Genomic DNA, 22,863 nt, shown 5'->3' with positions numbered 1-22,863 from the left:
TTTCATTCATCGGAATTCGCTTTCCGCTTGCCCCCGCTCTCTCGCGGCGACTCCGGAACTGTACGGGGACAGGCCCGCCACATGCAAATCGCCCCCGCCCGGGGTCCCGGGCAGGGGCGATCCGATGTTCAGGCACCGTCAGGCGCGGCCCATCTCCTCGACGATGGCCGCCACGAAGCCGTCGATGTCGGCCTCCGTGGTGTCGTACGAACACATCCAGCGCACCTCACCGGTGTGCTCGTTCCAGAAGTAGAAGCGGTAGTGCTTCTGCAGCCGCTCGCTCACCTCGCGCGGGAGGATCGCGAACACCGCGTTCGCCTGGACCGGGCGCACGATCTCGACGCCGTCGATCCCGCGGACGGCCGCCTCCAGCCGGCTGGCCATCGCATTGGCGTGCCCGGCATTGCGCAGATAGAGGTCGCCGGAGAGCAGCGCCTCGAACTGGACGGAGAGGAAGCGCATCTTCGAGGCGAGCTGCATCGAGGTCTTGCGCAGGAACTTGATGTTCCGCACCCGCTCGGGGTTGAGCACCACCACGACCTCGCCGAGCAGCAGGCCGTTCTTCGTGCCGCCGAAGGACAGCACGTCGACGCCCACGTCCGTGGTGAAGGCGCGCAGCGGCAGGCCGAGCGCCGCGGCGGCGTTGGCCAGGCGGGAGCCGTCGACGTGGACGAGCATGCCGAGCTGGTGGGCGTGCTCGGTGATCGCGCGGATCTCGTCGGCGGTGTAGAGGGTGCCGAGCTCGGTGCTCTGGGTGATGGAGACCGCGAGCGGCTGCGCGCGGTGCTCGTCACCGAAGCCCCAGGCCTGCTTGTCGAGCAGCTCGGGGGTGAGCTTGCCGTCCGGGGTGGGGACGGTGAGCAGCTTGATGCCGCCCATCTTCTCCGGGGCACCGCCCTCGTCCACGTTGATGTGGGCGGATTCGGCGGCGACCACGGCGCCCCAGCGCGGGAGCAGCGCCTGGAGGGCGACCACGTTGGCGCCGGTGCCGTTGAAGACGGGGTAGGCCTCGGCCTTGTCGCCGAAGTGTCGGCGGAAGACGTCCTGGAGGTGGGCCGTGTAGTCGTCCTCGCCGTAGGCGATCTGGTGGCCGCCGTTGGCGAGGGCTATCGCGGCGAGGATCTCCGGGTGCACGCCGGCGTAGTTGTCGCTGGCGAAGCCGCGGACGGCGGGGTCGTGCCGCCGAACCGCGTCCGTACGGGTGAGGTCGGTCATCGGGCTGTCAGCCACAGGTGCTGTCCGTTCAGTTCTGCTGCGGGGCGGTCCCAGAGGCCCGCCAGGTGTCCGGCGAGGTCGGCGGTGTCGGTGAAGCCGGCGAACTTCGCCTCCGGCTTCTCGGCCCGCATTTCGGGGCTGACCAGCGCCTTGATGACCAGGATGGCAGCCGCCGCGGTGGGCTCGCCGTCGGGGGCGGTGGTCTCCTTCTTGAAGGAGTCGGCCATGGCGAGGGTCCAGGCCTCCGTGGCGGCCTTGGCGGCCGCGTAGGCGGCGCCGCCGGCGGTGGGCTTGTGGGCCGCGGCGGCGGAGATCATCGCGTAGCGGCCGGCGGAGCTGCGGACCAGGGCGGGCTGGAAGGCCAGCGAGGTGTGCTGGAGGGTGCGCACGACGGTGTCGTGCAGGAAGTCCCAGTCGTCCAGGCGGGTGTCGAAGAAGGTCTTGCTGCCGCGCCAGCCGCCGACCAGGTGGAACAGACCGTCGACGTGGCCGTGCTCGGCCTCCAGGTGGTCGGCCCAGTCGTGGACCTCCTGCGGGTCGAGCAGGTCGATCACCTGTCCGCTGACCTTGGCCCCGCGCACGGCGATGCGGGTGGCGTCCAGCGCGGATTCGAGGCGCTGGGCGTCGATGTCGGCACCGATCACGGTGGCGCCGTCGGCGGTGAGGCGGCGCAGCACCGCCTGGCCGGCCGGGCCGCTGGCTCCGGCGACGGCGATGACCTTGCCGGCCAGCGGGGACTTGGTGGTCGTGGTCACGCGGCGGCTCCCTGGATACCGGTGCCGGTGATGCCGGCGGTGGCGGCGATGACGCCGCCGAGCTTCTTGGACAGGGCCTCGTAGAACATGCTCAGCGGGAACTCGTCCGGGAGCACCGCGTCGCACAGCGCCTTGTTGAGGGCCTTGCCGTCGGTGATGTCGAGCGGCAGCGCGTCGGAGCCCTTCGCCCAGGTGGAGGCGGGGTGCGGGGTGAGGTAGCGGGAGACCAGCTCGTAGGCGGCGATCCAGTGGGCCGGCTTGGGCCGGTCGATGCCGTCGCGGTAGAGGGTCTCGATCTCGGCGCAGAGCGCGTTGGTGACCTGCGGGGCCCGGTCCCAGTCGATGCTGAGGCGGTTGTCGCGCCAGCGCAGCGCGTCGTGCTTGTGCAGGTAGGCGAAGAGCAGCTGGCCGCCCATGCCGTCGTAGTTGCGGACGCGGTCGCCGCTGACCGGGAAGCGGAACAGGCGGTCGAAGAGGACCGCGTACTGGACGTCGCGGGCGTGCGCGTTGCCCTCGGCCTCCAGTTTCACCGCCTCCTTGAAGGTGGTGAGGTCGCAGCGGAGCTCCTCCAGGCCGTACATCCAGAACGGGCTGCGCTGCTTGATCATGAAGGGGTCGAACGGCAGGTCGCCGTGGCTGTGGGTACGGTCGTGGACGAGGTCCCACAGGACGAAGGTCTCCTGCGCGCGGTCCTGGTCCTTGAGCAGGCCCTCGGCGTCGGCCGGGATCTCCAGGCCGAGCTGCTGGACGGCGCTGGTGGTGACGGCGCGGAAGCGGGCGGCCTCGCGGTCGCAGAAGATGCCGCCCCAGGTGAAACGTTCCGGCGCCTTGCGCACGGCGACCGTCTCGGGGAAGAGGACGGCGGAGTTGGTGTCGTAGCCGGCCGTGAAGTCGGTGAAGGTGATCGGCACGAACATCGGGTTGTCGAAGCGGGTCCGCTCCAGCTCGGCCAGCCAGTCGGGCCACACGACGCTCAGCAGGACGGCTTCCAGGTTGCGGTCCGGGTTGCCGTTCTGCGTGTACATCGGGAAGACGACGAGGTGCTCCAGGCCGTCCTCGCGCTGGTCGGCGGGGTGGAAGGCGAGCAGCGAGTCCAGGAAGTCGGGCTCCCGGTAGCCGGTGTCGGCCCATTTGGCCAGGTCCGCGTCGACGGCCGCCAGGTAGGCGGCGTCGTGCGGGAACAGCGGGGCGAGCTCCTCGACGGCGCCGCGGACGGTGGCCACCAGCGGGTCGACGGTGTGCCGCTGGACGGCGGACAGGTCGATCGAGCCGTCCTTGGACTGCAGCGGGCGCAGCGTCTCGACGGCCTCCTTCAGGCGCAGCCAGGCCGGGTGGCCGGCGAGGGTCGAGACCGGGGCCTCGGCCGCCGCAGCGAGCCTTGGCGAAAGATTCTGCATCGGGGACTCACTTCGACAGGAGTTATTTCAACGGAGACACCATAAGTACGAAAGGTTCTCCTGTTCAAGGGGGTCGCGACCGACAAAGCTCCGGCGTGGCTCCGCCGAGGCCCGGGCGGGGCCCCGGGGCACGGGCCCGCCGGCCGGGCGTCCGCCATGTGGACAGGGATCTGGATGTTCTGGACAGATGCACCGTCGGAATGCGAACCTCCCGCCATGCTCCCGGCGGTGATCACGGTGACCGAGTGCCACATCGGCCTGCTCCGGGTGCCCTCTCGTTGTCACGCCTGCTGTCGCGTGCGCGGCCTCTGCCGCCGCTGTCGCTGATCCGGCTCGGAGGGCACCGCGGACGCGGGCCCGTACGCCGACCATGCCGTGTGTGTTCCGGCGCCGCCACCGGGGGGAAGTGACCCGCCGGGCCCGCGGCCGGCCCCGGCCCGCCCCGTCGCCTCCCCTGTCCCGCCCTGCCCTTCCTCACTGGAGCCCTGCCATGACCATCCGCAAGCCGTCCGCCGCTCTGCCCCTCGCCGCGCTGCTCGCCGCGGCCGCCGCGCTGACCGCGTGCGCGCCGCAGGACGCCAAGTCCGACGGGGCCGCCGCCTCGGGCTCCTCGGGTGCGGCCGGTAGCGCCGCGGGCTGCGCGCCGGGAGCGCTGGCGACCCGGACGGCGGGGACGCTGACCGTCGGCACCGACAAGCCCGCCTACGACCCGTGGTTCACCGAGGACGAGCCGGAGAACGGCAAGGGGTTCGAGTCCGCCGTGGCCTTCGCGGTGGCGGAGAAGCTGGGCTACCCCAAGGAGAAGGTCAGCTGGGTGGTCGCGCCGTTCGGCAAGGCCACCTCGCCGGGGGCCAAGGACTTCGACTTCGACATCAACCAGGTGTCCATCAGTGACGAGCGCAAGCAGGCCGTCGACTTCTCCTCCGGCTACTACGACGTGCGCCAGGCCGTCATCGCGTTGAAGAACTCCAAGGCGGCGGGCGCGAAGAGCATCGCCGACCTGAAGGGCGCCAAGCTGGGCGCGCAGGTCGGCACCACCAGCCTGGACACCATCACCAACACCATCAAGCCGAGCGTCCAGCCGGCCGTGTTCGACTCCAACGACCTCGCGAAGGCCGCGCTGAAGAACGGCCAGGTCGAGGCGCTCGTGGTGGACCTGCCGACGGCCTTCTACATCACCGGCGCCGAGGTGCCCGAGGCGCAGGTGGTCGGCCAGTTCGAGGGGGCGTCGAAGAGCGAGCAGTTCGGTCTGGTGCTGGACAAGGGCTCGAAGCTGACCGGCTGCGTGTCGCAGGCGGTGGACGCGCTGCGCTCCGACGGCACGCTCGCGAAGCTGGAGAAGCAGTGGCTCTCCGACGCCGTCTCGGCACCGGTGCTCAAGTGAGCGGCGACGCGGTGGCGGCCGGTCCGGCGTCGGTCGCCACGGGCCGGGGCGGGAAGAGCCTCGACGGGGATGACCTCGACGGGAAGGGTCGCGACGGGAGGGGCCGCGACGGCGGCGGGGGCAAGGGGGACGACGACGGCTACCGCCCCTCCGAACGACGGCTGGCACACGAGGCGTACCGGCGCGGCCGGGCCCGCCGGTCGGCGCTGACGGCCGCCGGGTCGACCCTGGCGATGGCGGTCGCGCTCTACCTGCTGGTCGTCAACTCCCCCGGCTGGGAGGTGACTCGGAAGACCTTCTTCAACGCCGACTACGCCCGCCAGGCGCTGCCCGAGGTGCTGACGGGGCTGCGGCTCAACCTGGAACTGATGCTCGGCTGCGGCGCGCTGATCCTGGTGTTCGGCCTGCTGCTCGCGGTGCTGCGGACGCTGCGCGGGCCGGTGTTCCTCCCGGTGCGGCTGCTGGCCACCGCATACGTGGACTTCTTCCTCGGGCTGCCGATGATCATCTGCCTGCTGGTGATGATCACCGGGGTGCCGGCGCTGCGGCTCAGCGGGGTGACCACCGATCCGCTGGTGCTGGGCGGGGCGGCGCTGGTGCTGACGTACTCCGCCTACGTGTCGGAGGTCTTCCGCTCCGGCATCGAGTCGGTGCACCCCAGCCAGCGGGCCGCGGCCCGGTCGCTCGGGCTCACCAACGCGCAGGCGATGCGGTACGTGGTGCTCCCGCAGGCCGTGCGGCGGGTGGTGCCGCCGCTGCTGAACAACCTGGTCAGCCTGCAGAAGGACACCGGGCTGGTCTCGATCGGCGGGGCGATCGACGCGGTGTACGCGGCCAAGATCATCGCGGCCCGGTCGTTCAACTTCACGCCGTACCTGGTGGCGGGGCTGGTGTTCATCGTGCTGACCATTCCGCTGACGCGGTTCGCCGACTGGCTGACCGCCCGGACGAACCGTCGGCAGTTCCAGGGAGGTGCGGTGTGAGCGGGGACGTGCTCCGGCTGGAGTCCGTGCGCAAGACCTTCAACGGCCAGGTGGTGCTGCGCGACGTGGGGTTCGCCGTGCCCGAACACTCGGTGACGGCGCTGATCGGGGCGTCCGGCTCCGGCAAGTCCACGCTGATGCGGTGCGTCAACCTGCTGGAGGGGATCGACGACGGGGCGGTCTTCCTGGACGGGGAGGAGATCACCGACCCGCGCGCCGACCAGGACGCCGTCCGCCGCCGGATCGGCGTGGTGTTCCAGTCCTACAACCTGTTCCCGCACCTGACCGTGCTGGAGAACATCACGCTCGCCCCGCGCCGGGTGCACGGACGGGGGCGGGCCGAGGCGGAGGCGGAGGCGCTGGGACTGCTCGACCGGCTCGGGCTGGCGGCCAAGGCGAAGGAGTACCCGGACCGGCTCTCCGGCGGACAGCAGCAGCGCGTCGCCATCGTGCGGGCGCTGGCCACCGGGCCCCGGCTGCTGCTGCTCGACGAGATCACCGCGGCGCTCGACCCGGTCCTGGTCGGGGAGGTGCTCTCGGTGGTGCGCGATCTCAAGGAGCAGGGGATGACGATGGTCCTGTCCACCCACGAGATGGGGTTCGCGCGCGAGGTGGCCGACCAGGTCTGCTTCCTGGACGACGGGGTGGTGCTCGAACAGGGGCCGCCGGAGCAGGTGTTCGGCGATCCGCGGGAGGAGCGGACGCGACGGTTCCTCAGCCGGGTCGTCGCCTCGGGGCGGCTCGCGGGCTGAGCGCCGGCCGGGGCGGCGGAGCGTGTGCCCGGTGGCCGCACACCGGGGAGCACCACTGTGCGCCCCGGTGAGCGCCCTGCCCGCGCCCCGGCCACAGCGGTGATCGTGGACAGGACGACCGTCCAGACCGCGGTCGGCGGGCGATGGTGTGGCGGGCCGCGGGCGAGGAGCAGGGGCGGGAGACAGATGCCGGCGAACAGATAACAGATGACGTTATCTGTTATCCGTTATCTGTTCGCTGACATCTGTCATCTGTCATCTGTTCGCCGCCCCCGCCACACCGCCGCCGGCCGCCCGCCCCCGCCGCCCCGGGAGGCCGCCGTTGCACGGACCCTCGCTGATCAGCTGGCTGCTCGCGCTCCTCACCGCCACCGCCGGGGCCTACTGCCTCACCCGGCTACGCCACTCCCCCTGCGCCGCCGGCACCATTCGCCACTCCGGCGCCCGCCGCCTGCTCGCCCGGGAGTCCGACGCCGCCGAGGCCCTGATGGGGCTCGGCATGGCCGCCATGGCCGTGACCGGCGGCGCCGTCCCGGCCACCGTCTGGGCCTGGGTGTTCGGCCTCCCCGCCGCCGCCTTCCTGCTCGCCGCCGTACGCGCCCCGGCCCGCCGGACACACCGGCTGCACCACGCGATCGGCGCGCTCGCCATGACGTACATGGCGCTCGCGATGACCGCCACCCCCGGCCATCACCACCACGCCGCCGACGCGGGCACGCCGCTGCTGACCGGCTCCCTCCTGCTCTACTTCGGCGCCTACTCCCTGTGGGCCGGCACCCGGCTCCTGCACACCCCCTCCGGGACCCTGGCACTCGGCACCGCCGGGCTGCCCCGGGCCTGCCGGCTCACCATGGGCATCGGCATGTTCGCCATGCTCCTGACCATGTGAGCCCCGATCGATCCAAGACCCCACCCCTGACGTGGCGTTGGTCACTGGCCGGTCGAAAGCCGTTCCTCCGGAGGTCATCAGCGCATAGGTTGGCAGGGAGCGCGTTGTCGCGTTCCGTGCGTACTCGGGGAGCCCATGCGATGACTGCCCTGATCGGCCTGCTGCTGCTCGGACTGCTGCTCTCGACCGTCGCGCCCCGGCTGCTGGCCCGGGCCCGCTGGGCGGAGCGCGAACCGGTGCTGGCGCTGCTGGCATGGCAGTGCCTGGTGGTGGCCGTGCTGCTGTGCTGCGTCCTGGGCCTGCTGCTGGCCGCCTCCGCCGCGCTGCCCGAACTGCGCGCCCTGGTGTTCTCGGGCGCCCCGCACGGCGTCGAGGCCGCGTACGGCCTTCAGGACGCCGAGGGCTGGGGCCGGCTGTGCGCCGCGGTGCTGGCGGCGGGCGGCCTGCAGACGGTGCTGGCGCTCACCCGCGAGGTCCGTTCCGCGAAGGCGCTCCGCGACCACCGGCATGCTCAACTGACGGTCCGGGCCCCGGAGTTGCCGGAGGCCATCGCGGCCGCCCGCAGCCGCCGGGAGCGGCTGGTGGTGCTGGAGAACATCCGCCCGGAGGCATGGTCGCTGCCCGGCCCGGACTCCCGCCTGGTGGTCACCACCGGCGCCCTCCAGCAGCTGACCGACCGGGAGTTGGCCGCCGTCCTGAGCCACGAGCGCGGGCACGTCCGGGCCCGGCACCACTGGCTCCAGCAGTGCGCCCAGGCGCTCGCCTCCGGCTTCCCCGGGGTCGGCGTGTTCAGCGCCTTCCGGGCCCAGGTGGAGGAGCTGGTGGAGCTGGCGGCCGACGACCGGGCCGCGCGCCGGCACGGCCGGCACACCACTGCCCTCGCACTGGCCGAACTCAACCTGGACCGCGGGGTGTTCGGCTCCTGCCCGCCCGGTCTGGCGCAGTCCCCGCGGCGAGTGGACCGGCTGCTCGCGGGCCGCCCGCGACTGTCCGTCCCGCACCGGCTGCGGCTCACCGTCGTCGCCCTCGCCGCACCCGCCGCAGCCGTCCTGCTGGCCGTCGCGCCGGGGCTGACCTCGCTCCTCTGAAAAGGGCCTCACCCCTCCGGAAAGGTGCAATCCGGCCGCAGGCCCACCAAATTGACGCCGAGTCATGTTGCCGAAGGGGCAGTTTGCCGGCGGGACGGCTTGCCGGCAGGTCAGCTTGTCGGCGACTCGTCCAACGGCCCGAGCGGGGCACCGAGGGTCAGTTCGAGCACCTCACGATGGAGCGGCCTGGCCTGCTCGTACCGCTCCCGACCGGTCCCGGTCAGGGTGATCACGATGGCCCGCCGGTCGCTCTCGCACATCGCCCGGGTGACCAGCCCGCCCTTCTCCAGGCGGGCGATCACCCGGGACAGCGCACTCTGGCTGAGGTGGACGGTGTGGGCCAGCTCCTGCGCCCGCAGCGCATGGCCTCCGCCCTGGCACCCCTCCACCAGGCGCTCCAGCACCTCGAACTCGCTCACGCCCAGCCCGCACTTGTCACCCAGCTCGCGATCGAGCATGCAGGCCGTGGCGGCATGCCGGGCCAGCAGGTCGCGCCATTGCGCAACGAGACCGGCCTCCGCCGGGGAGTCGAGATCAGCCACGGTGCCACCCTAGCATGTGCGCCGTAAAATTATGTGTTCACATCTTATTCATTTGCATTGAATGCACACGCATGTACTGTCCTCCCCATGACCACCGCGACCGCCACGTCACCCGACGCCCCGTCAACCAGCGGGCTGAGCTGGACACCCCGCCTCTGGGGCACCCTGATCGTGCTCTGCGCCGCCATGTTCCTGGACGCCCTGGACGTCTCCATGGTCGGCGTCGCCCTCCCGTCCATCGGCTCCGAGCTGCACCTCTCCACCTCCGCCCTGCAATGGGTGGTCTCCGGCTACGTGCTCGGCTACGGCGGCCTGCTGCTGCTCGGCGGCCGCGCCGCCGACCTGCTCGGCCGCCGCCGGGTCTTCCTGGTCGCCCTGGGCGTCTTCGCCGCCGCCTCGCTGCTCGGCGGCCTGGTCGACGACGGCGGGCTGCTGATCGCCGCCCGCTTCCTCAAGGGCGTCAGCGCCGCCTTCACCGCCCCGGCCGGCCTGTCGATCATCACCACGACCTTCGCCGAGGGCCCCGCCCGCAACCGGGCGCTGTCGATCTACACCACCTGCGGCGCCAGCGGCTTCTCGCTCGGCCTGGTGCTCAGCGGGCTGCTCACCTCGGTCGGCTGGCGCTGGACGTTCCTGATGCCCGTCCCGGTCGCGCTGCTCGCCCTGTTCTTCGCGGTCCGGCTGCTCCCCCGCCCCGCCGAGGAGCGCGCCAAGGGCGGCTACGACGTGCTGGGCGCGATCACCGGCACCGCGACCGTGCTGCTGCTGGTGTTCACCGCCACCGAGGCGCAGGGCGCCGGCTGGCTGAGCCTGCGCACCGTCGGCTCGCTGGTCGTGGTCGCCGCACTGGCCGCCGCCTTCCTGCTGGTGGAGAGCCGCACCGCCCACCCACTGGTCCGGCTCGGCATCTTCCGCAACGGCTCGGTCGCCCGGGCCAACGTGATCGCCTTCGCCATGGCCGGCGCGTACGGCGGGTTCCAGTTCGTCGTCACCCTCTACCTGCAGCACCTGCTGGGCTGGTCGGCGCTGCAGATGGCCCTCGGGCTGCTGCCGGCCGGCGCCTTCATCGCGCTCTCGGCACCGTTCATGGGCCCGATCGTGGACCGCTTCGGCACCGGCCGGCTGCTGCCGATCGGCCTGCTGGCCCTGGTCGGCGCGTTCGCGCTGTTCCTGCGGCTGGACGAGCACAGCTCGTACGTGGTTCTGGTCCTGCCCTCGATGCTGCTGCTCGGCGTGGGCTTCGCGCTGGCCTTCCCCTCGGTGAACATCGCCGCCACCGACGGCGTGGGCGACGACGAGCAGGGCCTGGCCTCCGGCCTGGTCAACACCGCGATCCAGGTCGGCACCGCGGTGGTCCTGGCCGGCGCGACCGCGATGATCACCGCCGGCAGTGCCGGCGGTGACAGCCCGCAGGCGCAGCTGGACGGCTACCGGCCGGCCCTGGTGTTCGTCGCGGCGGTCGCGCTGTTCGGCCTGCTGATCGCCGCGGTGGGCGCCCTGGTCGACCGGCGGCGGAAGTCGGCTCCCGCGCCGGTGCCGGACTACGATTACCCCTCGGTCGGGTCGAGCGCGGCGCGGACCGAAGTCCTGACCAACCGCTGACCGTCGACCGCCACCCGGGCCGGCCCCCGGCCCCCGCCGTCGGACAATGGCGCCGGCTCCACCAAACCCCCGTTTTGGTGGAGCCGGCCGTCTTCGTACCGGGCGCCCGAGCGGCGCCCACCGGCGCGCGGTTTCACGGTGCGACTACCGGCTCCGCCAGTATATTGGCCCGGAGCCAACGAACGTTCGGAGCAGACACGATGGCACCTCGCGGGGATTCGGTCAATGAGGAGATGCGGCAACGCTCCCGTCGGCGCATCATGCGAGCCACCGTCGAACTGGTCGACCGGCACGGATACGCGGGCACCACGCTGACCGACATCGCCGAGCGGGCCGGGCTCGCGCGCGGCCTGCTCTCGTACTACTTCGACGGGAAACGGCTGCTGATGCAGTCCGCGACGCACCGGATGATGCACCAGTCGCTCTCCGGCGCGCTCGCCGAGCTGACCCCGGACGCCACACCGGCGGCCCGGCTGGCCCGCGCGATCGACGCGGTCCTCACCCTCGCCCTGGAGCATCCGCGGGTGATGCGCTCGCACCTCGCGCTGATCCTGGACCCGGACTCCGGCGCCTTCGTCCAGGACCCGGAGCAGCAGCAGCTCGGCGCCATCCTCCAGGGCCTGCTGCTCGACTGGGGCGCGCCGGACCCGGCCGCCGAGCACGCGGTGCTGCGCAGCGCGCTGATGGGCGGCTGCATCGGGGTGCTGCTGCCGGGCGCCGAACTCCCGCTGGCACTGATCCGGGCCGACCTGTTCCGCCGCTACGACCTGCCCTGGGAGTTGGGCACCCCGCCGCAGGCACTGCCGCCGGAACGCGAACGGCCGCCGGCCCGCGGCTGACGGCGGGTGGACGGCGGCTCGGTGCCCGGGCGACCGATCGCGGGCCGCCGGACCCGTACGCTCTGCTGAGAGCTCCCTCAGCACTCCTCTCAGCGCTCTTTTCAGCGCTCCTTGAGGATCGAGGCCAGCAGGTCCACGGTCCGCTCGGGCGTGAGGCTGTCCACGCAGAGCCGCTCCATGACCTGGATGTACGCGTCGACGTCGTCCCGCTTGTCGAGGTACAGCGCGCTGGTGAGCTGCTCCAGGTAGACGACGTCCGCGAGGTCCTGTTCAGGGAAGCGCAGGATCGTGAACGCCCCGGACTCCCCCGCGTGCGCGCCGAATCGGAACGGCATCACCTGGATCACGACGTTGGCCTGCTCGGCGACGTCGATCAGGTACTGCACCTGGCCGCGCATCACCTTGGGCCCGCCGACGGGGCGGCGCAGCGCGGCCTCGTCGATCACGGCCCACAGCCGCGGGCTGGCGCCCTCGGTCAGCAGCTTCTGGCGACGCAGGCGGAGGCTGACCCGCCGTTCGATCTCCTCCTCGCTGACGACCGGCCGACTCTGTCCGAAAACCGCCCGTGCGTACTCCTCGGACTGCAGCAGTCCGGGGATGAACTGCACCTCGTAGGTGCGGATCAGCTGGGCGGCCTCCTCCAGGCCGACGTAGGTCTGGAACCAGCCCGGCAGCACGTCGTTGAAGCTGTGCCACCAGCCGGACTTGTTGGCCTCGCGGACCAGCCCGAGCAGTGCCTCCCGCTCCAGGCCGTCGTCCACGCCGTAGAGGCTGAGCAGGTCGGCGACGTCGCGTTCCTTGAAGCTGACGCGGCCGAGTTCCATGCGGCTGATCTTGGACTCGGAGGCCCTGATCGCGTAGCCGGCGTCCTCGCGCGTGATGCCGCGCGTCTCACGCAGGCGACGCAGCTGAGACCCGAGGAGGATCCGGCGGACCATCGAGCCGCCGCCCGGCTGAACTGTGGTCATGCGGTCGAAACCTCCACCTAGGGCAAACAGCGCACAGTCTGCCATCAGTTGAGCGCTCACGGTGCCGATACTGACGGATGTTCCTATCAGTTCCACACTCCACACACCAGGATGCACGTGCATCCGGCGCTTGCATATGCCAATAGTGCGACTGCACGTGAATCGACTCTTGCATCTGCAGTGAGCGCACACCACCATGGTGCACGTGCACCTGCACATCCCTGGCAATCCCGCGGGCTCCGCGTCGACCCCACGCGCGACTCCGTGCACCGACCCGGCAGCGTTCCCCCGCGCCACCGGGGGATCGTGTGCGCGCGCGCTGGTCGAGGGGGCGGCCGAGCGGCCGAGCGAGTCGGAGGTGACCGGCATGACCCCGGCGGGTCCAGCCGTGTCCGCCCCCTTATGGGAGGAGCTCTTCATGAGCACCGGTACGGCTTTGGCGGTTGACCCCCATGTGGTCACCTGTACGCTCGCTCCTCGCTTCGAAGCCGTCAGAACCGCGCGCGACTTCGCCAGAACCTCTCTTCAGCGCTGGGGCCTGATGGAGCTGTTCGACGACGTCGCGCTGGTGGCCTCGGAGCTGGTGACCAACGCACTGCGGCATGCGATCGGCGCACGACCCGACCCTGCGGGTGGCGCCCAGGGCGAGTACGACTTTCCCATACAGCCGACCCCCGAGGGCCGACTGCCGATCCGAATAAGCCTGGTCCACCGCTCTCCCCAGGTGGTCTGCGCGGTGAGCGACCCGAGCTGCATCGGCCCGGTCGCCCGGGAGGCGGACTTCGTCGCCGAGTCCGGCCGCGGACTGCACCTGGTGGAGTCCTTCAGCCGCTCCTGGGGTTGGCACCCGCTGGGCAGCGGCAAAGTGGTCTGGGCCCTGTTCGAGGCGGAGCCGGCCACCGGTTCCGAACTCGGTGGACGGCACCGGCGCTCGGCCTAGCGCCAGGCGGCGCGCGGCCGGCCGAGGGAGGCCCCGGGAGGACCGCACCCCGGGCTCCGCGGGGCGGCTCGACGGGCCTGGCGCAGGTGCGCCACGGGCTCCGGCTCAGTCCTCAGGACGATTCCCACGACGATTGCCGGGCCGGCCCCCCGGACGAGTCGGCCGGACTGACGGCCGGACACCCCAGCGGCCCGACCCCCGTCCGCGTCCGGGCCCCCAACCGTGCGCGGGACCACCCGCCGCGCCTGCGCGCGGTCGGCCGCGAGAGCGCCCGTCGGGAGAGCGCCCGTCGCGTGGCCCCGGACCGGCCCCGGACAAGACAAAGGCCGTCGCGGTGTCAGCACCCACGACGGCCCCCCGATGGCAGGACGGCGGCCGGTCAGACCGCCAGGTGGTCGAACTCCCCGTCCTTGGCCCCCAGCAGCAGGGCGGCGATCTCGGCCCGGGTGTAGATGAGCGCCGGCCCTTCCGGGAAGCGCGAGTTGCGCATCGCCACATCGCCCCCCGGCAGGGCCGCGAACTCGACGCAGTTCCCCTGGGAGTTGCTGTGCAGGCTCTTCTGCCAGAGAACCCCCTTGAGGTCGGCGGCCGCCATCCCGTTGTAGGTGTCGTACGAGCCGTGCGTGTCCTGCGAGTCGTGCATAGAAATCTCCCGAAGAGCTCCGGAGTGGTCGTCCAGCGCGGCGCTCCCGGCACCCGCCGAACGAACGGACCGGCCCCGTACCGGCCCGGCACAACGCCTCACTTGACGCGATGATAGCTGCTGTGCACGTGCATCAGCACGGGACATTGCAGGTGCACGAGGCCTTTCACCGGCAGTTCCGAACTCTTCACGGGCCCTTCTCCTGACGGTACGTAAACGGACATAGCCGAGTGAATCGCCAGATTCTCGATAACCGGCCGTGAGCGGTTCCCCGCTGAATGTTGATCTTCAGACGCCCGGAGTCGCGCTGCCGTGACGCTCCGTCAGGCGACCTCCTGGCTGTGAGACATCTCACGCGCCACACAGGCAACTCGACGCCCCGTCGGACACGTCAGGGCTACGAGCGGTGATCGCTCGAAGGCTGGGTGAGATATGTCCGGATTGCGGGCAAACCGCCCGGACGGACACGGCGGGAACGCGGCGCACCCGCCATGACCACGTGAAACTCGAACGGCAGCCGAATGCAGGCCTGACGGGCCGATGTCCTACGATCTCCGGCATGAGCACCGCAGCCATCCCGGGCGCGCCACTGCCCGTCCGCACTCCAGGCTCCCGTGCGCGGGGGCGCCACCGCCGCCCCGAGCGCCCCGAGATCCCGGCCGGCTCCCCGGCCCTGGTGCTCGCCGTGCCCGCGACCGCCGGGCCCGAGTCCCGCTCGGTCGTCGAGGAGCTGCTGTCGATCGTCCGCAGCGAGCAGAGCGGCATCCAGACCGCCGTCGGCTACCTCCCGGGCGAAGCCGCCCAGGGGGTCGACAGTGACGACCGCACCGTCGCCGAACTGCTGGCCATGGCCGCCGAGGCCGGCCTGCCCGCGCCGGTCCTGGTGCCGCTGGTACCCGGCCCGCACGGATTCCTGACCGAACTTCACGCCCTCGCCGCGGAGTACGGAGCCCCCGTCACCGACGTGCTCGGCCCGCACCCGCTGCTCGCCGAGGCCGTGCACGTGCGCCTGTCCGAGGCCGGCCTGGCACGCGCCGACCGGGCCCGGCTGTTCGCCATCGCGACCGCCGCGGACGGCGTCGTGCTGACCACCGTCGGCGGCGAGGAGGCCGCTGCCGCGGCCGGCATCACCGGTGTCCTGCTGGCGGCCCGGCTGGCCGTCCCGGTCGTGCCCGCCGCGCTCGACGTGCCGGGCTCGGTCGCCGCGGCCGTCAACCACCTCAAGGAGACCGGCTCCCAGCGCCCGGCGCTGGCACCGCTGGTGATCGGGCCGGAGGCCGACTCCGAACTGCTCGCCACGGCCGCCGAGGAGACCGGCTGCCCGTCCGCGGCGCCGCTGGGCGCCTACCCGACGGTCGGCCAGCTGATCGCCGCCACCTACCTGGCCGCGCTGCCGGCACCCTCCCCCGAGGCCCTGGCGCAGGCCGAGGCCGAGGCGGCGGAGGCCGCCGAGGGCGCGCACGCCGACCACTCCGGCCGGGGCGGTCACGCCGCCCACGCCGCTCGCACCGCCACCGAGGACTCGGCCGGCCAGTAGCGGTCACCGCACGCGTGAAGGGCCCGGAACGGCTACGTTCCGGGCCCTTCCTGCTTGCCCCGTAAGGGAGTTAAGGGGCGAATAGGCGTGATGTCCGTTCTATCCGCATTTGTTCGCCGCCGCTCGATCCATCCCCCGACGGCCACAGTGTGGACGCACCTCCTTCTCGGCGGGCGGGCCCCGGGGGGCCCGACCCGCCGCCACCCGCCTCCTGAAGCACAGACAGTTGCGCACGCCCTTCGCGGCATTGCCGGAAATCGGCCATTTTCGATCATGGCGAGCGAGGGGAACGACCGTTCTCGCCAAACCGTGATGCGCGTCACAGGTGTTTGCAGTTTGAACTTAAGTCTGCTTAACGTGCTCCCCGTTCGTGGCCACACGAACCCAGTTCATCCGCGACGCCGAGTCCTGCCGTCGGATGTCCTGGCAGCGCGAAAACGCACCACGGCAGGAGCGGGGGACCCACAGGTAAGTCGCCCCGGACCGTTCCCCGGAACGATCCAGGGCTAGGGGTGAAGCCGCGCCCACAGCGCGGCCGGGCAACTCCAGCCCGAATCCGACAGCTCACCTCGCAGGCGTGGGAGAGGACTGCGTCTTCATGCTGCCCACCAACGGCACCCGTCTGTCCAGTCGTACCCGACGCGTGATCGCCGCCATCGGCGTCGCGGGCGTCGGCCTCACCATCCCCTGCCTCACCTCCGGCACCGCCTCCGCCGCCTCCGTCGCCACCTGGGACAAGGTCGCCCAGTGCGAGAGCACCGGCAACTGGAGCATCAACACCGGCAACGGCTTCTACGGCGGCCTGCAGTTCACCTCCAGCACCTGGGCCGCCTTCGGCGGCACCGCGTACGCCCCCCAGGCCAACCAGGCCACCAAGGACCAGCAGATCGCCGTCGCCGAGAAGGTCCTCGCCTCGCAGGGCCCCGGCGCCTGGCCGGTGTGCTCGGTCCAGGCCGGCCTGACCAAGGGCGGCACCCCGGCCACCGTCGACACCTCGGCCGGCTCGACCACCGGCTCGGCTGCCAGCTCGACCGCCACCAAGCCCGCCGCGAAGCCGGCCACCCCGGCCACCCCGGCCGCCAAGCCCGCACAGAGCCAGGCCCCGGCCACCCCGGCCACCCCGGCCGCGAAGCCCGCCAAGCCGGCCGCACCGGCCCAGGACCAGGCACAGGCCCCCGCCGACTCCGCCAACGGCACCTCGGCGCAGAAGGGCCAGAACCAGGCCCAGAACAGCGCCCAGCCCCAGGGCGACGACTACACCGTCACCTCCGGCGACTGGCTGTCCTCGATCGCCGACAAGCACAACCTCCAGGGCGGCTGGCAGCGGCTGTACGAGCTCAACCGCGGCACCCTGACCGAGGGTCCGGACACCATCTACCCGGGCCAGCGCCTCTCGTTCAAGGACGGCGGCCAGGCCCAGCAGTCGGCTCAGACCGACCAGTCCGGCTCGGACTTCACCTGGTTCGACCGCTCGCAGAAGTCCGGCCAGACCTCCAACGGCGCCGCCGTGAACGCCAAGCCGACCGCCCAGCCGCAGGCCCCGGCCCCGGCCCCGGCCCCGGCCGCCAAGCCGGCTTCCAAGCCGGCCGCCCAGGCGCAGACCCCCGCTCAGACCCCGGCCGCCACCGGCAGCATGGCCGCCGCGGTCTCCTTCGCCCAGTCGAAGGTCGGCCAGGCGTACGTCTACGGCGGTACCGGCAACGGCGGTTGGGACTGCTCCGGCCTGACCCAGGCCGCGCTGCGCGCCGCGGGCGTCTCCGTCCCGCGCGTCGCCGCCGACCAGGCCGCCGCCAGCACCCGCGTCTCGCTGGACAGCCTGCAGGCGGGCGACCTGCTGTTCTGGTCCAACAACGGCCAGAACTCCGGCGTCTACCACGTCGCGATCTACATCGGCGGCGGCCAGTACGTCGAGGCCGCCAACCCGAGCTCGGGCGTGCGCCTGCAGACCGTCGCCAACTGGGCGCCGGACTTCGCCGGCCGGGTCTGAGCACGACCCGCGGGTGACAGCTGACAACTGACGGCTGACAGATAACAGATTTCAGATAACAGATTTCATCATCTGTTATCTGTCAGTCGCCGCCCGCCCCGGCGGTCGCCCGGCGCCGTAGGAAGGCCGCCGGCAGACCGCCGGGCAGGACCGCCCGAGGCCATGGTCAAAGCCCGCCCCCAGCGGGCATGCTGCTGCTCCGGCACCCGAGGAGGAGTCACCATGGCCCAGGTCACCGTCACACTCGACGCCAACCTCGCGATCGACGCGATGATGCTCTCCGGCACCAAGAACCCGCAGGACGCCGTCGAACTCGTCCTGCGCGACTACCTGGCCCGCGGCCGCCGCACCGAGACCCGCACCGGCGACGCCACCGACGGCCAACGGCTCACCGAGAGCCGCCCCACGGACCACGAGGGCTGACCCGGCACCCGGGCGGCACGCAACGGGCCCCGGAGAGCAACAGCTCTCCGGGGCCCGTCCGTTGACCGTCCTCAGCGCGCGCAGGCCCCCGTGGAGCCGCGCATGACCAGCTCCGGCTGGAACATGAACTCCCCGCGCTGGACCGCGTTCCCGCCGACCTCCTCCAGCAGCGCGTCCACCGCCGCGGTCGCCATCGCCTCGACCGGCTGGCGGATCGTGGTCAGCGGCGGCTCGGTGAAGGCGATCAGCGGCGAGTCGTCGAAGCCGACCACCGAGACGTCGTGCGGCACCGACAGTCCACGCTGCCGCACCGCCCGGATCGCCCCGAGCGCCATCATGTCGCTGCCGCAGACGATCGCCGTGCAGCCCTTGTCCAGCAGTGCGCCGGCCGCCGCGTGCCCGCCCTCCACGCTGAACAGCGTGTGGTGGACGAGTTCCTCGGCCTCCTCCTGGCTCCGTCCCAGCACCTCGCGCATCGCCGCCGTGAAGCCCTCGATCTTGCGCAGCACCGGCACGTACCGCCGCTGCCCGACGGCCAGCCCGATCCGCTCGTGCCCGAGTTCGGCCAGGTGCTGGACGGCCATCCACATCGCGGCCCGGTCGTCCGGCGAGATGAACGGCGCGTCGATCCGCTCGCTGTAGCCGTTGATCAGCACGAACGGCACCCCGCGCCCGGTCAGCCGGGCGTAGCGGTCGTGGTCGGCGGTGGAGTCGGCGTGCAGCCCGGAGACGAAGACGATGCCCGCCACACCCCGGTCGACCAGCATCTCGACCAGTTCGTCCTCGGTGGACCCGCCCGGCGTCTGGGTGCACAGCACCGGGGTGTACCCGTGCCGGCTGAGCACCTGCTCGATCACCTGGGCCAGTGCGGGGAAGATCGGGTTGCTCAGCTCCGGCGTGATCAGCCCGATCAGGCCGGCGCTGCGCTGGCGCAGTCGGGTCGGCCGCTCGTAGCCGAGCACGTCGAGCGCCGCCAGCACGGTCTGCCGGGTGGCGGCGGAGACGTTCGCCTTGCCGTTGAGTACGCGGGAGACGGTGGCTTCGCTGACCCCCGCCTGCGCCGCGATGTCTGAGAGTCGCGCCGTAGTCACGGTCCCAGAGCCTATTGCAACCACGTCAGACCGCCCACCAGCCGGTGCTGTCCGGCGCGAGCACCGTCTCGCCGCCGTCGACCACCAGCTCCACCGAGGAGAGCAGCAGCTTTCCGGGCGCCGCTATCCGGACCGGCTCGTCCGTGGCGTTGACGGTGCAGACGAAGGAGCCGCGGCGGAACGCCAGGGTCCCCTCGGGGCCCTCCAGCCACTCCACGGCCGTCCCGGCGCCGAGGTCGTCCTGGGAACGGCGGACGGCGAGCGCGCTGCGGTACAGCTCCAGGGTGGACGCCGGGTCTCCGGTCTGCGCCTCGACGCTCAGCGCGGCCCACTCGGCCGGCTGCGGCAGCCAGGACGGCCCGCCGGCGACCGGGCCGAAGCCGTACGGGGCCTCGGTGCCGGACCACGGGATCGGGACGCGGCAGCCGTCGCGGTAGCCGTCCTGCCCGGCCTTGCGGAAGAACGACGGGTCCTGGCGGACCTCGTCCGGCAGGTCGGTGACGTCCGGGAGGCCGAGTTCCTCACCCTGGTAGATGTACGCGGAGCCGGGCAGCGCGAGCATCAGCAGGGTGGCGGCGCGGGCGCGGCGCAGGCCGAGCTCGCGGTCGCCGGGGGTGCGGATCTGGGTGCCGAGGCCGGGCGGGTTGGCGAAGCGGGTGGCGTGCCGGGTGACGTCGTGGTTGGACAGCACCCAGGTGGTGGGGGCGTCGACCGGGCGCATCGAGTCGAGCGAGACGTCGATCACCTCGCGCAGCGCGGCGGCGTCCCAACCGGTGCCCAGGTACTGGAAGTTGAAGGCCTGGTGCAGCTCGTCGGGGCGCACGTAGTTGGCGGTGCGCTGGACGGTCGGGGTCCAGGCCTCGGCGACGCCGATCCGCTGGCCCGGGTACTCGTCGAGGATCTTGCGCCAGCTGCGGTAGATCTCGTGCACGCCGTCCTGGTCGAAGAACGGCATGACGTCGTTGCCGAGCAGCTTGAGCTGGTCCGCGCCGCCGAGGTCGGGCAGGCCGGGGGCCTTCACCAGGCCGTGGGCGACGTCGATGCGGAAGCCGTCGACACCCATGTCGAGCCAGAACCGCAGGATCGAGCGGAACTCGTCGGCGACGGCCCGGTTCTCCCAGTTGAAGTCGGGCTGCTCGGGGGCGAACAGGTGCAGGTACCAGTCGCCGGGGATGCCGTCCGGGTTCTCGCTGCGGGTCCAGGCCGGGCCGCCGAAGATGGACTCCCAGTCGTTGGGCGGCAGTTCGCCGTTCTCGCCCTTGCCGGGGCGGAAGTGGTACCGCTCGCGCAGCGGGGACTCGGGGCCCTCGCGCAGGGCGCGCTGGAACCACTCGTGCTGGTCCGAGGAGTGGTTGGGGACGAGGTCGACGATGATCCGCAGCCCCAGCTGGTGGGCGTCCCGGATGAGCGCGTCGGCGTCCAGCAGGCTGCCGAACATCGGGTCCACGGCGCGGTAGTCGGCGACGTCGTAGCCCGCGTCCGCCTGCGGCGAGGCGTAGAACGGCGAGAGCCAGACCGCGTCCACGCCGAGGTCGCGCAGGTACGGCAGGCGGCTGCGGATGCCGGGCAGGTCGCCCATGCCGTCGCCGTTGGAGTCGGCGAAGCTGCGCGGGTACACCTGGTAGATGACCGCGTCCCGCCACCAGCCTCTGGAGGCGCCGCCAGTCACAGGAGCCGGGGTGACCGCCTCGTGGGCGGCGGCGTCGGCGGCAGGCCGGGAGGTGTCGGCCAGGTTCTGGGTCATGGACGGTATCCCTTGGGGACTAGAGGAGCGAGGAGCGTTACGACTTGGAGGCACCGGCGGTCAGACCGGTGACCAGGTGGCGCTGCACCAGGTAGAAGAAGGCTGCCGACGGGATCGCGATCAGCACGGCGGTCGCGGCCATCAGGTTCCACTGGGCGTCGTGCTCGCTGACGAAGGTCTGCAGGCCCACGGCCAGCGTGTACTTGTCGGAGCTGAGCATGAAGGTGGAGGCGAACGGCACCTCGGCCCAGTAGGTGAGGAAGGAGTAGAAGGCGGCCACCGCCAGGCCCGGGCGGGCGAGCGGCAGCACCAGCCGCCAGAAGGTGCCGAACGGGCTGAGCCCGTCGACCCGGCCGGCCTCGTCGATCTCCACCGGGATGGTGTCGAAGTAGCCCTTCAGCAGCCAGGCGCAGTACGGCACGGTGGTGGTCGAGTAGACCAGGATCAGGCCCAGGTAGCTGTCCAGCAGGCCGAGGTCGGAGAGCATCGTGTACATCGGCACGATCAGCACCGCGATCGGGAACATCTGGGTGACCAGCAGCGACCACATCAGCGGCCGGTGGCCGGGGAAGCGCATCCGGGAGACGGCGTAGCCGGTGGTGGCGGCGACCAGGACGCCGAACACGGTGGTGACGCCGGAGACCAGGAGGGCGTTGCCGAACCAGGTGAAGAAGTCCGTGTCGAACAGCACGTGGTGGTAGTTCGACAGCGTGAGCTTGTCGAGGATCGCGCCGGGGTGGAGGTAGTCGGTCTTGTCCGGGCCGAGCGAGACGAAGAGGATCCACGCCACCGGGAACAGCGCGATCAGGCCGGCCACGATCAGGGTGCCGTGGGACAGCGCCCTGGCCAGCGGGCTGCTCTCGCCGCGCCGGCGGGCCTTGGCCAGCCGGGCGGCCGGGGCCACGGCCGTCGCGGGGGTGGGGAGTTCGGTGGTGGTGCTCATCGGGGGTACCTGCCTTCGTGGGTCAACTGGGTCCGGGGCCTCAGCCGTTGGCCTGCTCGTTGCGGGCGAGCCAGCGCCGGTAGAAGGCGGTGAAGACGATCAGGATGGACAGCAGGATCACGCCGTAGGCGGCGGACTGGGCGTAGTCCCGGGGGATCTGGCCGAAGCCGAGGCGGTAGGCCCAGGTGACCAGCAGCTGGGCGTCGGGCGCACCGGTGCCGAAGAGCAGGAAGATGACGTTGAACTGGTTGAACGTCCAGATCACGCCGAGCAGGACGACGGTGGAGGAGACGGCCCGCAGCCCGGGCAGGGTGACGTACCGGAAGCGCTGCCACGGCGTGGCGCCGTCCATCTCGGCGGCCTCGTACAGCTCGGCCGGGATCGACTGCAGGCCGCCGAGCAGCGAGATCATCATGAACGGCACGCCGGCCCAGGTGTTGACCAGGATCGCGGCGGACTTCTGCGCCCACGGGTCGGTGAGCCAACCGGGTTCGGGCAGGTGGAGGAAGCCGAGCATGCTGTTGACGACACCGCCGTCGGACAGCATCAGTCGCCAGGAGAAGACGGTGACGAAGGTCGGCACGGCCCAGGGCAGGATGAGCAGCATCCGGTAGACGGCGCGGCCGCGCAGCTTCTTGTTGAGCAGCAGGGCGAGGCCCAGGCCGAGGGTGTAGTGCAGGAAGACGCAGATGGCCGTCCAGGCGATGGTCCAGACGAAGTGGGACCAGAAGCGGTCGTACGAGCCGGGGCCCCACAGGATGTCGGCGTAGTTGTGGAAGCCGACGAAGTTGTAGCTGGCCGGGATCTCGTTGACGCCGATCTTGCGGGCGACGTTGAGGCTGTTGGCGTCGGTCAGGGTGAGCCAGAGGCCCTGGACCAGCGGGTAGAGCACCAGGGCACCGAGGACCAGCACCACGGGGGCGATCATCGCGTAGGCGTACCAGTGCTTGGCGTAGGAGCGCTTGACGCGTTCCAGCAGGCCCGGACGCTGCTCGCGCTCCGGGCTGCCCTTGCCGGTGGCGCCCTGCACGGCGACTGACATCGATTGACACCTTCTCGGGGGGAAGTCTCGGGGGGAGCGGGTCCGGCCGCCGGGCCCGCCGGGTGGCCGCCGTCGCTCCAGGCCGGACAGGGCCTGGAG

At 71.7% G+C, this 22,863-nt stretch carries 21 protein-coding genes and 1 riboswitch; of the genes, 11 read left to right on the top strand and 10 right to left on the bottom strand.

All coding sequences use genetic code 11. From position 1 onward, the window contains the following. Window positions 1-138: 138 nt before the first annotated feature. The 3 genes from ACFWPT_RS38540 to ACFWPT_RS38530 are packed head-to-tail and all read right to left on the bottom strand — an operon-like array spanning window position 139 to window position 3,367. Window positions 139-1,215 (bottom strand): threonine aldolase family protein, encoded by a 1,077-nt coding sequence (locus tag ACFWPT_RS38540; protein ID WP_380345373.1) that lies wholly within the window; start codon window positions 1,213-1,215, stop codon window positions 139-141. Next, complete coding sequence (locus ACFWPT_RS38535; RefSeq protein ID WP_380345354.1) at window positions 1,212-1,970, bottom strand: SDR family NAD(P)-dependent oxidoreductase; 759 nt, start codon at window positions 1,968-1,970, stop codon at window positions 1,212-1,214. The genes ACFWPT_RS38540 and ACFWPT_RS38535 overlap by 4 nt, the downstream gene beginning before the upstream one ends. Then, on the bottom strand, window positions 1,967-3,367 hold the full coding sequence (locus ACFWPT_RS38530; RefSeq protein ID WP_063350139.1) for a DUF6421 family protein: 1,401 nt from the start codon (window positions 3,365-3,367) through the stop codon (window positions 1,967-1,969). Before ACFWPT_RS38530 ends, ACFWPT_RS38535 begins: the two co-directional genes overlap by 4 nt. A gap of 490 nt (window positions 3,368-3,857) precedes the next feature. On the opposite strand from ACFWPT_RS38530, the gene ACFWPT_RS38525 reads away from it, so the two are divergent. The 5 genes from ACFWPT_RS38525 (at window position 3,858) to ACFWPT_RS38505 (ending at window position 8,463) form a co-directional block, all read left to right on the top strand. After that, entirely contained in the window at window positions 3,858-4,751 is an 894-nt protein-coding gene (locus ACFWPT_RS38525) for an ABC transporter substrate-binding protein (RefSeq protein WP_380487538.1), read from the top strand. 161 nt (window positions 4,752-4,912) lie between these two features. Next, window positions 4,913-5,734, top strand: coding sequence for an amino acid ABC transporter permease (locus tag ACFWPT_RS38520; RefSeq protein ID WP_244293715.1), 822 nt, complete (start codon window positions 4,913-4,915; stop codon window positions 5,732-5,734). Next, complete coding sequence (locus ACFWPT_RS38515) at window positions 5,731-6,486, top strand: amino acid ABC transporter ATP-binding protein (RefSeq protein WP_363377259.1); 756 nt, start codon at window positions 5,731-5,733, stop codon at window positions 6,484-6,486. The genes ACFWPT_RS38520 and ACFWPT_RS38515 overlap by 4 nt, the downstream gene beginning before the upstream one ends. 322 nt (window positions 6,487-6,808) lie before the next feature. Then, window positions 6,809-7,375 carry a DUF5134 domain-containing protein gene (locus ACFWPT_RS38510; protein ID WP_380379158.1) on the top strand — a complete coding sequence of 189 codons (567 nt, stop codon included), beginning with the start codon at window positions 6,809-6,811 and terminating at the stop codon, window positions 7,373-7,375. Window positions 7,376-7,515: 140 nt separating this feature from the next. Further along, on the top strand, window positions 7,516-8,463 hold the full coding sequence (locus tag ACFWPT_RS38505) for a M56 family metallopeptidase (protein WP_063350135.1): 948 nt from the start codon (window positions 7,516-7,518) through the stop codon (window positions 8,461-8,463). Between the two features lie 110 nt (window positions 8,464-8,573). Here the strand turns inward: ACFWPT_RS38505 and ACFWPT_RS38500 are convergent, their stop codons facing one another. Next, window positions 8,574-9,005 (bottom strand): MarR family winged helix-turn-helix transcriptional regulator, encoded by a 432-nt coding sequence (locus ACFWPT_RS38500; RefSeq protein ID WP_380345360.1) that lies wholly within the window; start codon window positions 9,003-9,005, stop codon window positions 8,574-8,576. Between the two features lie 87 nt (window positions 9,006-9,092). On the opposite strand from ACFWPT_RS38500, the gene ACFWPT_RS38495 reads away from it, so the two are divergent. Next, window positions 9,093-10,607, top strand: a complete 1,515-nt coding sequence (locus ACFWPT_RS38495) for an MFS transporter (RefSeq protein WP_380487535.1) — start codon at window positions 9,093-9,095, stop codon at window positions 10,605-10,607. A gap of 260 nt (window positions 10,608-10,867) precedes the next feature. Next, window positions 10,868-11,446, top strand: a complete 579-nt coding sequence (locus ACFWPT_RS38490) for a TetR/AcrR family transcriptional regulator (RefSeq protein WP_244293512.1) — start codon at window positions 10,868-10,870, stop codon at window positions 11,444-11,446. Window positions 11,447-11,547: 101 nt separating this feature from the next. Here ACFWPT_RS38490 and ACFWPT_RS38485 read toward each other — a convergent pair whose 3' ends face one another. Next, window positions 11,548-12,414, bottom strand: a complete 867-nt coding sequence (locus ACFWPT_RS38485; RefSeq protein ID WP_063350131.1) for a helix-turn-helix transcriptional regulator — start codon at window positions 12,412-12,414, stop codon at window positions 11,548-11,550. A 418-nt stretch (window positions 12,415-12,832) separates the two neighbouring features. On the opposite strand from ACFWPT_RS38485, the gene ACFWPT_RS38480 reads away from it, so the two are divergent. Then, window positions 12,833-13,354, top strand: a complete 522-nt coding sequence (locus ACFWPT_RS38480; protein ID WP_244293511.1) for an ATP-binding protein — start codon at window positions 12,833-12,835, stop codon at window positions 13,352-13,354. Between the two features lie 379 nt (window positions 13,355-13,733). Here ACFWPT_RS38480 and ACFWPT_RS38475 read toward each other — a convergent pair whose 3' ends face one another. Then, window positions 13,734-13,997, bottom strand: coding sequence for a DUF397 domain-containing protein (locus tag ACFWPT_RS38475; RefSeq protein ID WP_063350130.1), 264 nt, complete (start codon window positions 13,995-13,997; stop codon window positions 13,734-13,736). A gap of 559 nt (window positions 13,998-14,556) precedes the next feature. On the opposite strand from ACFWPT_RS38475, the gene ACFWPT_RS38470 reads away from it, so the two are divergent. From ACFWPT_RS38470 to ACFWPT_RS38460, 3 genes are all read left to right on the top strand, one after another. Next, the gene (locus ACFWPT_RS38470; RefSeq protein ID WP_380487533.1) at window positions 14,557-15,534 is read left to right on the top strand and encodes a hypothetical protein; all 978 of its coding nucleotides are present in this window, start codon (window positions 14,557-14,559) and stop codon (window positions 15,532-15,534) included. Between the two features lie 430 nt (window positions 15,535-15,964). Next, window positions 15,965-16,125: riboswitch (cyclic di-AMP (ydaO/yuaA leader) on the top strand. Continuing rightward, window positions 16,112-17,521 (top strand): transglycosylase family protein, encoded by a 1,410-nt coding sequence (locus ACFWPT_RS38465; RefSeq protein ID WP_380487531.1) that lies wholly within the window; start codon window positions 16,112-16,114, stop codon window positions 17,519-17,521. Its footprint overlaps the riboswitch before it by 14 nt. A gap of 222 nt (window positions 17,522-17,743) precedes the next feature. Beyond that, window positions 17,744-17,944, top strand: a complete 201-nt coding sequence (locus ACFWPT_RS38460) for a hypothetical protein (RefSeq protein ID WP_063350127.1) — start codon at window positions 17,744-17,746, stop codon at window positions 17,942-17,944. Window positions 17,945-18,015: 71 nt separating this feature from the next. Here ACFWPT_RS38460 and ACFWPT_RS38455 read toward each other — a convergent pair whose 3' ends face one another. From ACFWPT_RS38455 to ACFWPT_RS38440, 4 genes are read right to left on the bottom strand one after another with little or no spacing between them, the layout of a single operon-like run. Further along, on the bottom strand, window positions 18,016-19,035 hold the full coding sequence (locus tag ACFWPT_RS38455; RefSeq protein ID WP_208869121.1) for a LacI family DNA-binding transcriptional regulator: 1,020 nt from the start codon (window positions 19,033-19,035) through the stop codon (window positions 18,016-18,018). Window positions 19,036-19,060: 25 nt separating this feature from the next. Next, window positions 19,061-20,779 (bottom strand): glycoside hydrolase family 13 protein, encoded by a 1,719-nt coding sequence (locus ACFWPT_RS38450; protein WP_380487528.1) that lies wholly within the window; start codon window positions 20,777-20,779, stop codon window positions 19,061-19,063. Between the two features lie 37 nt (window positions 20,780-20,816). Then, complete coding sequence (locus ACFWPT_RS38445) at window positions 20,817-21,722, bottom strand: sugar ABC transporter permease (RefSeq protein ID WP_380487524.1); 906 nt, start codon at window positions 21,720-21,722, stop codon at window positions 20,817-20,819. Window positions 21,723-21,762: 40 nt separating this feature from the next. After that, a complete protein-coding gene (locus ACFWPT_RS38440; protein WP_063350124.1) occupies window positions 21,763-22,764 on the bottom strand; it encodes a carbohydrate ABC transporter permease in 1,002 nt (333 codons plus the stop codon). Between the last annotated feature and the right edge of the window lie 99 nt (window positions 22,765-22,863).

The organism is Kitasatospora sp. NPDC058478, assembly GCF_042720345.1.
GTDB lineage: Bacteria > Actinomycetota > Actinomycetes > Streptomycetales > Streptomycetaceae > Kitasatospora.
Note: the sequence above shows the minus strand (reverse complement) of the source record. Positions and strands in the feature narration are given on the sequence as shown.

Coding starts and splice junctions, on each gene's coding strand:
- ACFWPT_RS38540 (WP_380345373.1), bottom strand. CDS start 1,215: ATGACCGACCTCACCCGTACGGACGCGGTTCGGCGGCACGACCCCGCC.
- ACFWPT_RS38530 (WP_063350139.1), bottom strand. CDS start 3,367: ATGCAGAATCTTTCGCCAAGGCTCGCTGCGGCGGCCGAGGCCCCGGTC.
- ACFWPT_RS38525 (WP_380487538.1), top strand. CDS start 3,858: ATGACCATCCGCAAGCCGTCCGCCGCTCTGCCCCTCGCCGCGCTGCTC.
- ACFWPT_RS38505 (WP_063350135.1), top strand. CDS start 7,516: ATGACTGCCCTGATCGGCCTGCTGCTGCTCGGACTGCTGCTCTCGACC.
- ACFWPT_RS38495 (WP_380487535.1), top strand. CDS start 9,093: ATGACCACCGCGACCGCCACGTCACCCGACGCCCCGTCAACCAGCGGG.
- ACFWPT_RS38490 (WP_244293512.1), top strand. CDS start 10,868: ATGCGAGCCACCGTCGAACTGGTCGACCGGCACGGATACGCGGGCACC.
- ACFWPT_RS38485 (WP_063350131.1), bottom strand. CDS start 12,414: ATGACCACAGTTCAGCCGGGCGGCGGCTCGATGGTCCGCCGGATCCTC.
- ACFWPT_RS38480 (WP_244293511.1), top strand. CDS start 12,833: ATGAGCACCGGTACGGCTTTGGCGGTTGACCCCCATGTGGTCACCTGT.
- ACFWPT_RS38475 (WP_063350130.1), bottom strand. CDS start 13,997: ATGCACGACTCGCAGGACACGCACGGCTCGTACGACACCTACAACGGG.
- ACFWPT_RS38470 (WP_380487533.1), top strand. CDS start 14,557: ATGAGCACCGCAGCCATCCCGGGCGCGCCACTGCCCGTCCGCACTCCA.
- ACFWPT_RS38460 (WP_063350127.1), top strand. CDS start 17,744: ATGGCCCAGGTCACCGTCACACTCGACGCCAACCTCGCGATCGACGCG.
- ACFWPT_RS38450 (WP_380487528.1), bottom strand. CDS start 20,779: ATGACCCAGAACCTGGCCGACACCTCCCGGCCTGCCGCCGACGCCGCC.
- ACFWPT_RS38445 (WP_380487524.1), bottom strand. CDS start 21,722: ATGAGCACCACCACCGAACTCCCCACCCCCGCGACGGCCGTGGCCCCG.
- ACFWPT_RS38440 (WP_063350124.1), bottom strand. CDS start 22,764: ATGTCAGTCGCCGTGCAGGGCGCCACCGGCAAGGGCAGCCCGGAGCGC.